We start from the raw sequence: 12,562 nt of genomic DNA, 5'->3' as shown, positions 1-12,562 counted from the left end.
CGGTCGAACGGTAGACGCCACGGTGGACGGAACCGTTCACTGACGCCGAGTGCGACATGCCATGAGCAGCAGCCCGCAGCCGACCTCCGCATCACAGGCCGCCACCCGCGAACCGGGCGGCGGCGGAAACGGCATGGCGCTGCTGGTCATCGCCTCGTGCCAGCTGATGGTGGTCCTGGACATCACCATCGTGAACATCGCGCTGCCGCACATCCAGAGCGCCCTGGACTTTTCCACCACCAGCCTGTCCTGGGTGGTCAACGCCTACACCCTCACCTTCGGCGGCCTGCTGCTGCTCGGCGGCCGTACCGGCGACATCCTCGGCAGGCGGCGGATGTTCGTCTTCGGGGTGCTGCTGTTCGCGCTCGCCTCGCTGCTGGGCGGGCTCGCCCAGAACTCCGGTGAACTCCTCGCCGCCCGCGCCCTCCAGGGAGTCGGCGGCGCCATCGCCTCCCCGACCTCCCTCGCCCTGATCAGCACGACCTTCCGCGAAGGCCCCGAACGCAACCGGGCCTTCGGCGTCTTCGCCGCGGTCTCCTCGGGCGGCGGCGCCATCGGGCTGCTCGCCGGCGGGATGATCGTCGAGTGGCTGAACTGGCGCTGGGTGCTGTTCGTGAACGTCCCGATCGGCCTGCTCATCGCCCTCGCCGCACCACGCTGGATCAAGGAGTCCGAACGCCATCCGGGGCACTTCGACATCGCCGGTGCCCTGACCTCCACCGTGGGCATGGTGCTGCTGGTCTACGGGTTCATCAGAGCCGCCCAGGAGGGCTGGCGCGACCCCCTCACGTTGGCCTCGTTCGCCGCGGCGATCGTGGTCCTGGCGGTGTTCATCCTGGTAGAGCGGGGATCCCGGCAGCCCATCACCCCGCTGCACATGTTCGCCGACCGCAACCGCGCGGGCACGTACGGCATCATGCTGAGCCTGGCCGCCGCGATCTTCGGCATGTTCTTCTTCCTCACGCTCTTCGTGCAGGACGTCCTGGACTTCAGCCCGCTGCAGGCCGGGCTCGCCTTCCTGCCGGTCAGCGGGGTCATCGCGGTCGGTGCGGCGCTCGCCTCGCGGTTCCTGCCGAAGTTCGGACCCAAACCCTTCATGGTGGTCGGCGCCGTTCTCTCCGCCGCCGGGCTGGCCTGGCTGACGCTGACCGACGTCCACTCCACCTACGCGGGCAGCATCCTCGGCCCGATCTGTGTCTTCGGCCTGGGCATGGGCATGGAGTTCGTCTCGCTGACCCTCATGGCGCTGTCCAACGTCCCCGTCCAGGAGACCGGCGCGGCCTCCGGACTCCTCAACGCCACCCAGCAGGTGGGCGGTTCACTCGGCCTGTCCATCCTGGTCACCATGTTCGGCACGGCCAGCACCAACGAGGCCCACAAGCAGATACCACGCTTCCTGGCCCAGGCCACCCCGGCCGAACGCCTGCGCTTCAAGCACACCGGACAGCTCCCGAGCCCCTGGTCCGACCACGTGCTCACGTCCGGGATCTCGGCGGCCTTCATCATGGCAGCGATCTTCACCGTCCTCGCCGCCCTGATCGCCCTGATCGTCATCCAGGTCCGCCCCTCCGACCTGGAACGCCTCAAGGGCGGGATGGGGCCGGGGCCGGGCTGACGCTCCTCAGCCGGGCCGGGGTCCTCAGCCGGCCGAGACCGTCTGCCCGCCCCACTCCTCCGGCGCAATGTCCGCGAGCGTCTCCGAGAACGTCCACTGATGGCCCGCGAGGTCCTCGGCCGTGTACTGGCGTTCCCCGTACGCGAAGTCGGTCGGTTCCATGACGATGCGTGCGCCGTGCGCCCGGGCCTGCTCGCAGTGGGCGCGGACGTCGTCGACGCGCACCGTCACCGAGTGCGTGACCTCGGCGGGGCGCGGGGGACGGCGGTCCTTGCGTGTGTCCCCGACGATCACGGCGCCGTCACCGAAGCTGAGCTGTGCGCGGTGGTTCTCGCCGATCCGTACCCGTTCGACGAACCCGAAGGCCGCACCGAGCCATGCGACCGCCGCGCGTACGTCGGGGTAGATCAGGACCGGGATGACGGTCGAGGAGGGGATGGAGCGGTTCGGCTTCATGGCCGACTCCCTGTCATCGGGAACCTGTCGCCGCAATACCTGCCCTCGGAAAAGGAGAGGCGGGGGGTGCGCCGGTTGTGCCAGGCTAGCCGGTCGGTTCATGCCTGCGCCGTGCGTCCACGAGTCCGCCATTGGAGTGTCGGTGACCGCGTCTCGCCTGGCTCCGTTGCTGGAGCAGTTCGACTTCGCCTGCGGGCGTCTGGCCGCCCGCCTGACCGGGCCGGTGATGGACAGCGGCGACGGTTCGGACACCGAGGTCGGGCCCATGACCGATGAGGAGTATCTGTGGGAGCCGGTGCCGGACGGCTGGTCGGTGCGGCGGCGGACGGACGGGCCGGGGCCGCGCGCCACCCTGCTGGCCGGCGCCGCGGAAGGGGACTGGGGACGTGACGCGGCGTCGTATCCGCATCCCTGGCCGCCGCCTTTCACCACCATCGCGTGGCGGCTGAGCCATCTGAGCGAGATGCTGACCCTCCGCGCCGACCACACAGCAGGCGGCCACAGCCTCACCCGGGACGACTACCTCGTCGGCGGGGACGCGGCAGCGGCCGTCGCCGCCTTCGACGCCGGTGCCACGGCCTGGCGCAAGGCACTGCTGACCAGCGGCGACGCGGCGCTCGACACGGTCGGCCACTGCACGTATCCGCACGGCAGCGACCCGGAAGAGCCTTTCGTCGACATCGTGTGGTGGGTCAACCAGGAAGTACTGCACCACGGGGCCGAGATCGCACTGCTGCGCGACCTGTACCGCGCGCGACAGCCCTGACCGCGCCGCCGCGGGTCACGGCGTGGGGACCAGCCCCAGCTGTTGGGCCCGCAGGACCGTGCTGATGCGGTCACGGGTGCCGAGCTTGCGGTAGATCTTCTCCACGTGCTTGTGGACCGTACGGTCCGAGATGCCGAGCCGCCGGCCGATCGCGGCCGCGGTCAGGGCGTCCGTGAGCAGGAGCAGGACGGTCATCTCCCGGGGAGTGAGAGGGCAGTCCACTGCCGGTCGACCGGCGGATTCCGGGGCGGCCGTCCGCTTCCAGCGCTCCAGGAGCTGCCGTTGCTGCTCCACCGCCGCCAGCAGCGGCTGCAGCTGCCGGGCCACGCGGACGTGGTCGTCGGTGAAGTCCCTACCGGAGCGGTAGACCATGCATCCGGTGATCGGCGTGGTCGTCTCGGGCAGCGGAATCGCCAGCACGTGGTCCGCGTCCATGATGTCGCCGACCAGCCGCGCGGTCGGGCTCGTGGACCATGCGGCGCCGGCCGCCCCGCGCGCCGTGAGGGGAGTCCTGTCCCGCCCGCCCGCGTAGTGGTCCGCGAACGGAAAACCCGCGCGCAGGAGTCCGAGGTCCTCCTCCCCGAGCCTGTCGAACTCGACGGCGACCTCGGACGGTATGCCTACGGTGCCCTCGGCCTCGTTCCAGTCGTCGAGCTTGTAGATCAGGGTCTCGCCGCCGCACAGGCCGGGCAGGGCGCTCGCCAGCAGCGGCCACAGCCGCTCCGGATCGCGCTCGTTGAGGGCGGCGACGGCCACCGACAGCATGCGTTCGTGGGCCCCGCCCGGCACCTGTGCCACGTTCTTCTCCGCTCATCCGCCGCGTACGCAGTTGTACCCATACCGGCGACGCCGTCCGCTGCTCCAGACTGCATTCGAGCACCCTCGAGCAACAACGACGTTCTTGGATGTACTCCAGCACATCGGCGCCACGGCAGCCGCAGCGGGGGAGTCCCGGCGCCTGGGGAGGACGCCGTGATCCCCACACCGTGCGGAGCCGCCGGCGCGGGGGACCGGCGGCCCCGCACGGCTCAGTCCGACGCGGGCGGATCCGTACGCATCGCATCCGAGATCGACTTGACGCCACCGTGCGCCGTGAGGCCCCCGTCCACCGGAATCTCCGCACCGGTGATGAACGACGACTCGTCGGACAGCAGGAAGACGACGAGCGGTGCGATGTCGTCGACGCTTCCGCTGCGGCCGAGCGGGGTCTCGCGGATGGTCGTCTCCCGGAAGGCGGGCGTGGCGGCGGCCGTCATCTCGGTCTCGATGTAACCGGGGTGGACGGTGTTCACGCGGATGCCCCGCGGCCCCAGCTCCATGGCGGCGATCTTCGACACCCCGCGCAGCGCCCACTTGCTGGCCGTGTACGCCACCGGGTAGTAGCCGGTGAGCGCCGCGGACGAGCCGACGTTGACGATCGACGAACCGGGCGGCATCAGCGGGGCGAGGTGCTGGATGCCGAGCAGGGGGCCGGTCGTGTTCACCGCCTGGACCTGCGCGAAGTCCTCGGGACGCACCTCGCCCAGCCGCTCGCGCCGGATGACGCCCGCATTGTTCACGAGTCCGTGGATCTCGCCGTACGACTGCTTCAACTCGGCGGCCAGCGCCGCCCAGTCGCTCTCGCTGCTGACGTCCAGCCGGCGCACGTCGCCCTCGGGACGCACATCGGTGGCGACCACCCGGGCGCCGGCCCGGGTCAGCGCCTCCGCCTCGGCGGCGCCCTGGCCCCCGGCGGCCCCGGTGACGACCACGACCTTCCCGGCCAGCCGCTGTGTGTTCTCGTTGCTCACGCGGCCATCCTTCACCACCGAGGCAGCCTGAGCTCGTACTCCGGGTGGATCCGCCGCATGTATCCGGTGTCGTCGCGGCTGCGCACCCCCGACTCCACGTACAGCCGGTGCAGCCGGTCGAGGGCTTCGTGATCCAGCTCCACGCCCAGGCCAGGTCCGGCCGGGACCGCCACCTCGCCGTCACGGAACTCCAGCACCCCGGGGACGATCACGTCGTCGGCCGAGTTCCACGGATAGTGCGTGTCGCAGGAGTGGTCGAGGTTGGGGACGGCCGCCGCGACATGGGTCATGGCGGCCAGGCTGATGCCCAGATGCGAGTTGGAGTGCATCGACAGGGCCAGCCCGAACGCCTCGCAGACGGCGGCCAGTTCACGGGTTCGGCGCAGTCCGCCCCAGTAGTGGTGGTCGGTGAGGAGCACCTGGATCGCGTTCTGCTCGATCGCGGGCTTCAGATGCTCCCAGGCGATCACGCACATGTTGGTGGCCAGAGGGAGCGGTGACTCCTGCGCGACCGCGGCCATGCCCTCGATGCTCCGGGTCGGGTCCTCCAAGTACTCCAGCACACCGTCCAGTTCGCGTGCGACGTACCTCGACGTCTCCACCGTCCAGGCGGTGTTGGGGTCCAGCCGCAGCGGCTGCCCGGGGAACGCCTCCGCCAGCGCCCTGATCGCGGCGATCTCCTCGTCCGGCGGGAAGACACCCGCCTTGAGCTTGAACGACCGGAACCCGTACCGCTGTTGCATCAGCCGGGCCTGCTCGACGATCCCCGCGGGATCCAGTGCCGCACCCCAGTCGTCACCGATCGCCACCCTGCCGTCGAGCGCCGGATGTTCCGCCCACTTGTAGAAGAGGTACGCAGCGAACGGCACGGAGTCACGGACCCTGCCGCCGAGCAGATCGCTGACCGGCCGCCCCAGCAGCTTGCCCTGCGCGTCGAGGCAGGCCACCTCCACCGCCGAGGTGGTCCACCCCTCTCGTGGGAGCTGGGCACGGCCGGCAGCAGGGCGGCGTCGATCGCGGCGGCCACAGCCGTCGTGTCGAAGACGTCCATGCCCACGACGACCTTGGCGGCGGCCTCGAGTCGCTCCAGACGGGCGGTTCCGCCCGGGGACTCGCCGAGGCCCACCGTGCCGTCCTCCAGGACGAGTTGGAGGATGATCCGCAGGGCCAGGGGTTCGTGGACGCCGTTGGAGTTGAGCAGGGGCGGGTCACGGAAGGCGATCGGGGTGACGATCAGTTCGCGAATCCTCGTGCCACCGGTGGAGCTCACGCGCCCACCACCTCCAGACCGTGGTCGATCAGTTTCGCCAGCCGTGCCGTGTGTTCCGGCGTGGGGTCGAGCAGGGCGCCCGTACGCCACCGACGTCCAGGCCGCGGTGGGTCACCCCGGCCTTGATCAGCGACACGGCGTATCCGGGGACCTCGTCGCGGAGTCGGACGAGGGGGCCGTAGAACTCGTCGAGGAGCGTTTCCGTGAGTTCCTTGTCGTCCTCCGCGAGCGCCCGGTGGAAGGCCAGGGCGATCTCGGGGGCGAAGGCGAACACCGCGGAGGAGTACAGCTCGACGCCGATGCCGCGGTAGGCGGGCGCCGTCATCTCGGCGGTGGGCAGGCCGTTGAAGAACTGGAAGTCCTCGGCTCCCGGTACAGCACGTACGGCCCGGACGATGCGGTGCATGCGCTCGATGTCGCCGAGGCCGTCCTTGAGGCCGACCACCTTGTGCAGCGCCGCGATCTCGGCAGCCGTCTTCTCTGTCAGCCGGGCGGTGCCGCGCTGGTAGAAGATCACCGGCAGGTCGCTCGCGCCGGTGACCTCCTCGACGTAGCGGACCAGGCCCTGCTGCGGGGCGCTGACCAGGTACGGCGGCAGCAGCAGGATGCCGTCGGCGCCCGCGCGTTCGATGCGGGCGGCCTGGTCGCGGGCGACCGGCAAAGGGCCGCCTCGGCGGCCAGCACCGGCACCCGGCCGCCGACGACCCCGACCGCGACGCGCGTTGCGTGTTCGATCTCCTCGGGCGTCAGCGCATGGAACTCGCCCGTGCCGCAGGCGACGAACACGCCGCCCGCGCCGGCCGCGACGCCGGAGGCGATGTGCTGCGCAAGCCGTTCCTCGTCCAGTGAGCCGTCCGACGCGAACGGTGTGACCGGGAAGAACAGCACTCCTTGGAACTTCATGTCTCCCTCGAACGTGGGGGGTTGTCAGCCCTTGGTGGCCCCGGCGGCGATGCCGGTGACCAGCGAGCGCTGGAGGAGCAGATAGACGATCAGGCTGGGGATCAGGGCGATGACCGCACCGGCGAGGACCACCCCGGAGCCGACCTCGGGGTCGGTGCGCAGGATGGACAGGGCGACGGTGACCGTGTAGTCGGTGGGGTCCTTGGCGGCGATCAGCGGCAGCAGGTACTGGTCCCAGATCATGATGAAGCCGAGCACGCCGGCCACGCCGAGCGCCGGTTTGCACAGCGGCAGGACGACCTGCCACAGCAGCCGGAACTCGCCCACGCCGTCCATGCGGGCCGCCTCCTCGATCTCGGTGGGGATGTCCTTCATGAACTCGGTCAGCAGCATGATCGAGAAACCCCAGGCGCCGAGCGGCAGGATCACCGCCCACATGGTGCCCTTCAGGTCCAGCCCCACGACCGGGACATCACCGAGGACCAGGGACAGCGGGATCGCGATGACCTCCTCGGGGAGCATCATCGTCAGCATGAACAGGGTCAGCACCAGGGCCTGGCCGCGGAAGCGGTGCCGGGCCGGCGCGTAGGCGGCCGGCACCGCTTCCGCGAGCTGCAGCAGCAGTCCGCCGCCCGCGATGACCAGCGAGTTGGTGAAGTAGTCCCAGATGCCGCGCTCGCCCGCCACCCTGATCTTCAGCAGGGTGGGATGGTGCGGGAGGAAGGACAGCGAGGAGCCGCTCGGGTATGTCAAGACATAGCTGAAACATCTCACCGAGCCCGTGCATGCGTCACTGGATGCCGTGATGTAGGCGGGCGGCGCGCAGGGCCCGTGACCGGGACCGAGATGAGAAGGGTGCCCGCAACGAACAACGAGGAGGCCGCCGACTTCCGTCGGCGGCCTCGCAGTTCATCGAGCTGTTGGTGTCACGCCTCGACCGGCGTCCCTGATCTCACGCGGGACGTACGGCGATTCGGACCGCGGCTTCGCCGGCGTAGTGGACCGAGTCCTCGCGGATGACCGCGCCCGGGCCGGGCGCGTGAATCATCAAGCCGTTGCCGGTGCAGATGCCGACGTGGCTGAAGTTGTCGTTGAAGAAGATCAGGTCTCCGGGGCGGCTCTCCGCGAGCGGAATCACCGTGCCGGCGCTCGCCTGCTCGTACGTGGTGCGTGGCAGGGTGACCCCGGCGGCCCGCCAGGCGGCCTGGGTGAGCCCGGCGTTGTCGTACGACTCCGGCCCGACCGCACCCCACAGGCACGGCCTGCCGATCTGTGCACGGGCGAAGTCGATCGCCCTGTCCGCCTTGGTGACGGCGGAGGTGCCGACGGCGGGCACACCCGTGTCCAGGGTGGACGGCTGCATGGTCCATCCCCCGGCCTGGGGTATGCCGGTGTCGAGGGCGGATGGCTGCGTACGCCAATCCCCGGCCGGGGTTACGCCCGTGTCGAGCACGGACGGCTGCATGAACTGCTCCCCGACCGCGGGTATGCCGGTGTCGAGGACGGATGGCTGGGTGCGCCATTCCTCGGCCGCGGTTGTGCCGGTGTCGAGGGCGGATGGCTGCGTACGCCAATCCCCGGCCGGGGTTTCGCCCGTGTTGAGCACGGACGGTTGCATGCGCCACTCCTCGACCGCGGGTACCCCGGTGTCGAGCACGGACGGCTGCATGAACTGCTCCCCGACTGCGGGTATGCCGGTGTCGAGGACGGACGGCTGCATGCGCTGCTCCCCGGCCGGGGGCGCGCCCATGTCGAGGACCGTCGGCTGCTGCAGCCGCCAGGCCTCCTCGTTCGCCCGGCGGGTCTGTTCCGCCTGGTCCTGCCAGGGAAGCTGGGCCGGCATGGCCTCAACAGCCGGGCGCGGTGCGGAGGTCTGCCGCGCGGTGTACCGGTACAGCAGCTCGCTGGCCGCCGCGATCTTGCGCTGGCTCTGCTCCTTGGACCTGCGCAGGGAGGTCTGCTTCGACTCGGGGGCCGCCGTGGGCAGCGCGGGGGCGGCCTCCTGGCGGGGCTGCGGGACGGCGGGGAGCGGGGCCGTGGGTCCGGCGGTCAATTCGGCCACCGGACGGCGGGACTCCGCGGAGGGCAGCTCCGCCACGGGCCGGACGGTCGCCTCCAGCTCAAGGGCGGGGGTACGGCTGTCCGCCGGGCGCGGGGGCCGCGGCTCGGCCTGGCGGGCCGGCGTACGGTCGGCCGGCAGTACCGCAGGCACCGTCGGACCCAGCGAGGCACGCACTCCGTCGAACCACCGCCGGGACACCGAGTCGAGTGCCGGGTCCGAGCGGCCACGCTCGCGGGCCGGCGCCGCGGGCGGCCGCGTCCCCATCAACTGGGCCCGGGTGAAGTTGAAGTTGCCGGTATCGGACTCGGCCTGGTCGTAGAGGCTGCTCACCCGCTGCCGGACGGCTTCCCGGCTCGGGCCCTCGTCCCCCGTCGTCGGTGCGGCGTCGGCGGTCTGCGAGAACAGGGCCACCGAGGTGAGGGCGGCCGTCGCGAGAGCGGAATTGCGCATACCGGGCAGGCCGAAGCCTCCGGCGCGCGATGGTCGATCCGGCGCCATGGGAGCCGTACTCCTTCCGTACTCCGCCTACCGAGTTAGCTGTCGGGTTCGGGCGGTCGGTTCCGGAAGGCATGCCCTACGGCCCCTGCCCGGGCGGGCAGTTGGGCCGATTCACCCCGTCGTTCGGTTGGGTCCCCGGCTCCGGCTGCCACGAGGGCGCACCGGATTCGGCGGAGGCCACGCGTCCCGGCGGGGTTCGCCGGAGGAACTCGTGCGGCCTGACGCCACGCTAGCCAACTTGTGCGGCTCGTGTGAAGGTTGATGGCCGTAATGTCCGATACGCTTTTGTGACCTTCGTCGTGACGCACCGTCAGATCCGTGTGTCGTGCACGCTGCGGATCCGGACGGCGACCGACCGTCGCGAGCAGGGCGCGTCAGGGACGCGGGCCGTCGCTGCGAGCCTCGCGCTCGGCGTTGCGCTTCTTGATGCGCGCCGCCTCCTTGCGGACCTCGGCCTGCGTGGCGCGTTCCTTCTGCAGCCACTCGGGCTCTTCCTGCTTCAGGGCCTCGATCTGCTCGGTGGTGAGCGCCTCGGTGATCCCGCCGCGGGCGAGACCCGCGATGGAGACGCCCAGCTTCGCCGCGACCACCGGACGGGGGTGCGGACCGTTCGCCCGCAGCTCGCGCAGCCACTCGGGCGGCTCGGCCTGGAGCTGGTCGAGCTCGGCTCGCGAGACGACACCCTCCCGGAACTCGGCGGGGGTGGCCTCGAGGTACACACCCAGTTTCTTCGCCGCGGTCGCGGGCTTCATCGTCTGGGTGCTCTGGTGCGACTTCATGCCGTCCAGGGTATCGAGCATGTTCGAGACCTCTGACCACGGCCGGTAGCCTGGCCTGGTGACAGGCTCGGAAGAATCCCAGGCGTTCCGGCTCGCGTACGTCCCGGGGGTGACGCCCGCCAAGTGGGTGCGGATCTGGAACGAGCGCCAGCCCGGCATCCCGCTGAACCTCCTCGCCGTACCGGCCGCCGAGGCATCCGACGTGTTGCGCGCGGGTGAGGCCGACGCGGGACTCGTACGGCTGCCGGTCGACCGTACGTTCTTCAGCGCGATCCCCCTCTACACCGAGACGACGGTCGTCGTCGTCCCCAAGGATCACGTGATCACGGCGGCGGACGAGGTGACCGTTCAGGACCTTGCGGACGAGGTCGTCTTCCACCCCCTCGACGACGTCTTCGACTGGGACCGGCCGCCGGGCGAGCCCGCCTTCGAGCGGCCCGCCACCACCGAGGACGCCGTGGAACTCGTCGCGGCGGGCGTCGGCCTCGTGGTCGTCCCCCAGTCGCTGGCCCGTCTGTACCACCGCAAGGACCTCACGTATCGCTCGCTGGTGGACGCCCCCGAGTCGAGCGTCGCCCTGGCGTGGCCCGAGGACGCGACCACGGATCTGGTCGAGGACTTCATCGGAATCGTCCGCGGCCGCACGGTCAACAGCTCCCGCGGCCGCAAGGCGCAGACGCCCGAACCGAAGGGCAAGGCGGGCGGCAGGACCGGCGACGCGGCCGGCGCACGGCGCAAGCCGGCGGCGGGGAAGGCGACCGGGAAGACGGCAGGGAAGCCGGCGGCGCGCAACCCGCGGGCCGGATCCGACGTCTCCAAGGGCGCCAAGCGCAGGAAACCCCGCCGCCGGGCATAGCCTCCCTCGGGGCGGCCTCGCCCCGTTCCGATCCATCCGGTGGGGTGATGGACGGAAGGCGGGGAGTTTTGCTTCGCAAGGGCGTGCGGTGCGCAGGCGGCGCCGCGGACCGGCTGCGTGCCCACAAGCTGTGGGGCGATCTGGCTGGTCAGGGGAACGGGCGGCCGCGCGGCGCACTGTGGCGGGTGGCGGCGTTCGTCGGGCGCACGCTGCGGGGCGAGTGGCAGGGCATCGTGGTCGATCCGGTGCGGCAACTCAGACGTCGTGGGCTGCCCGCACTGTTCCTGGCGTTCCTGGCCGCCTTCGGTGTCATCTTCTTCCATGCGCTGGCGCAGCGGCCGGCCGGCGCGGTGGCGGTACGGGTTCTCGGTGGCGTCAAGGGCGACCTGCCGTTGTGGCTGGCCCTGCTGCGCACGCCGGTGTCGCTGTACGTCCCCGCCCTGGATCTGCCCGTGTGGGGAGGGATCACATCGTTGTCCCTCGCCTTCGCACTGGCCGAGCTCATCCTCGGCCGGGCCAGGACACTCGTCGTCTCGTACGCGACCACACTCGCCGGCACCCTCATGGTGCGCGTGATGATCGCGCTCGGGCCGGGCTGGGGCGGGCTGGGTCTGCCCCGTGAGGTCGGGCAGGTGCTGGACACCGGGCCGTCCGCCGCCGTCGTAGGCCTCTTCACCTATCTCGCCGTCGTACAGCGTGCGCCCATCGTGTTCGCGCTCACCGGCGGGTCGATGGTGTGGGAGTCGATTGCCGTACCCAATCTGGCCGGCCGCGAGCACCTGATAGCGGTCGGCACCGCGATCGTCCTGGCCCTGGTCCACGAACGCGGCCGCAAGCGGGCATCGGTCCGGCCCCTCCTCCCCGTACGCCGGGCGGAGCCGGGGGCGAGGGCCGGGCGCCCCTGCCCGGACGATCACGTCCCGGTCGGGTGAGCGCGGTCGGTGCGCGTCCGGCGCAGTTCACGTCTGCGGGGTGGCGCCCATCTCCGCCGCGAAGGCCGTCGGGTCGCTGTCGAACCCCCGCACCATCTCGTGGAACTCCCAGGCGCCGGAGGCATCCCGGGTGAACTCGGCGACCGTCGCCGCGGTGGCGTCGGCGACCTGTCCGAAGTCGTCCCTGAGCAGCTCCGTGTACCCGTCGACGACCAGCACGCCCGTGTTCGATATGTCACCGAAGGACTTGGGGCCGCCGCTCTGATGGATCGCCACACCGACGACCACCCGCGCGAAGGAGGGCGCCAGGCGATCGAGCTCCAGGACCATCACCTCGACGAACCCGAGGCCCAGGCCGGTCTCGCTGTGCCTGCTCATGCTGATGGTGCCGTCCGGCGAGCGGCTCTCGGTGTGCACGACGTACACCGGGCGTCCGTACGGGGCATCCGCCGAGAAGGTCGTCGCCATGATGTCCAGATGGTGAGGCGGCCGGTTCCAGGGGCTGGGATCCCACTTGAGCCGCACTTCGATCTTTCCCTGTATCTTGCCGCCGCCGCTCACCCGGACGCCGCCCCTCTCGATCAGCCACCGCGGGACAGTCCCCCCCCCGCAAGGTCAAGTATGTTCCCGGTCCC

General features: G+C 70.9%; 11 protein-coding genes, 2 pseudogenes and 1 riboswitch. Of the genes and pseudogenes, 4 read left to right on the top strand and 9 right to left on the bottom strand.

All coding sequences use genetic code 11. From position 1 onward, the window contains the following. The first annotated feature begins 61 nt into the window (after positions 1-61). Positions 62-1,615: an MFS transporter gene (locus EDD92_RS06195; RefSeq protein ID WP_123963371.1), complete on the top strand. Its 1,554-nt coding sequence runs from the start codon at positions 62-64 to the stop codon at positions 1,613-1,615. 24 nt (positions 1,616-1,639) lie between these two features. Here the strand turns inward: EDD92_RS06195 and EDD92_RS06190 are convergent, their stop codons facing one another. Then, positions 1,640-2,071: a VOC family protein gene (locus EDD92_RS06190; RefSeq protein ID WP_123963370.1), complete on the bottom strand. Its 432-nt coding sequence runs from the start codon at positions 2,069-2,071 to the stop codon at positions 1,640-1,642. A 100-nt stretch (positions 2,072-2,171) separates the two neighbouring features. Between EDD92_RS06190 and EDD92_RS06185 the strand changes: the two genes are divergently transcribed. Then, the gene (locus EDD92_RS06185; RefSeq protein WP_185123949.1) at positions 2,172-2,837 is read left to right on the top strand and encodes a DinB family protein; all 666 of its coding nucleotides are present in this window, start codon (positions 2,172-2,174) and stop codon (positions 2,835-2,837) included. A gap of 15 nt (positions 2,838-2,852) precedes the next feature. Here EDD92_RS06185 and EDD92_RS06180 read toward each other — a convergent pair whose 3' ends face one another. The 7 genes and pseudogenes from EDD92_RS06180 to EDD92_RS06150 form a co-directional block, all read right to left on the bottom strand. Then, positions 2,853-3,635 carry a LuxR C-terminal-related transcriptional regulator gene (locus EDD92_RS06180; RefSeq protein WP_260326350.1) on the bottom strand — a complete coding sequence of 261 codons (783 nt, stop codon included), beginning with the start codon at positions 3,633-3,635 and terminating at the stop codon, positions 2,853-2,855. A 230-nt stretch (positions 3,636-3,865) separates the two neighbouring features. Continuing rightward, positions 3,866-4,627, bottom strand: coding sequence for an SDR family NAD(P)-dependent oxidoreductase (locus EDD92_RS06175; protein ID WP_123963369.1), 762 nt, complete (start codon positions 4,625-4,627; stop codon positions 3,866-3,868). Between the two features lie 11 nt (positions 4,628-4,638). Next, positions 4,639-5,897: pseudogene (locus EDD92_RS06170) on the bottom strand (glucarate dehydratase family protein). Beyond that, positions 5,894-6,800 (bottom strand): annotated as a pseudogene (locus tag EDD92_RS06165) (5-dehydro-4-deoxyglucarate dehydratase). The pseudogenes EDD92_RS06170 and EDD92_RS06165 overlap by 4 nt, the downstream one beginning before the upstream one ends. 24 nt (positions 6,801-6,824) lie before the next feature. Continuing rightward, on the bottom strand, positions 6,825-7,553 hold the full coding sequence (locus EDD92_RS06160) for a carbohydrate ABC transporter permease (protein WP_260326349.1): 729 nt from the start codon (positions 7,551-7,553) through the stop codon (positions 6,825-6,827). A 199-nt stretch (positions 7,554-7,752) separates the two neighbouring features. Next, positions 7,753-9,360 (bottom strand): C40 family peptidase, encoded by a 1,608-nt coding sequence (locus EDD92_RS50910; protein ID WP_260326347.1) that lies wholly within the window; start codon positions 9,358-9,360, stop codon positions 7,753-7,755. 8 nt (positions 9,361-9,368) lie between these two features. Then, positions 9,369-9,543, bottom strand: a riboswitch (cyclic di-AMP (ydaO/yuaA leader). Positions 9,544-9,734: 191 nt separating this feature from the next. After that, entirely contained in the window at positions 9,735-10,139 is a 405-nt protein-coding gene (locus EDD92_RS06150) for a DUF5997 family protein (RefSeq protein WP_123970288.1), read from the bottom strand. A 58-nt stretch (positions 10,140-10,197) separates the two neighbouring features. Between EDD92_RS06150 and EDD92_RS06145 the strand changes: the two genes are divergently transcribed. Then, a complete protein-coding gene (locus tag EDD92_RS06145; RefSeq protein WP_123963368.1) occupies positions 10,198-10,995 on the top strand; it encodes a LysR family transcriptional regulator substrate-binding protein in 798 nt (265 codons plus the stop codon). Positions 10,996-11,063: 68 nt separating this feature from the next. After that, positions 11,064-11,927: a hypothetical protein gene (locus EDD92_RS06140; protein WP_399182031.1), complete on the top strand. Its 864-nt coding sequence runs from the start codon at positions 11,064-11,066 to the stop codon at positions 11,925-11,927. A 27-nt stretch (positions 11,928-11,954) separates the two neighbouring features. Here the strand turns inward: EDD92_RS06140 and EDD92_RS06135 are convergent, their stop codons facing one another. Further along, entirely contained in the window at positions 11,955-12,488 is a 534-nt protein-coding gene (locus tag EDD92_RS06135; protein WP_123963367.1) for a TerD family protein, read from the bottom strand. Positions 12,489-12,562 lie beyond the last annotated feature (74 nt).

It is taken from the genome of Streptomyces sp. TLI_185, assembly GCF_003814765.1.
Lineage (GTDB): Bacteria > Actinomycetota > Actinomycetes > Streptomycetales > Streptomycetaceae > Streptomyces.
The sequence above is the reverse complement of the archived record's forward strand: the minus strand, read 5'-3'. Positions and strand labels throughout refer to the sequence as shown.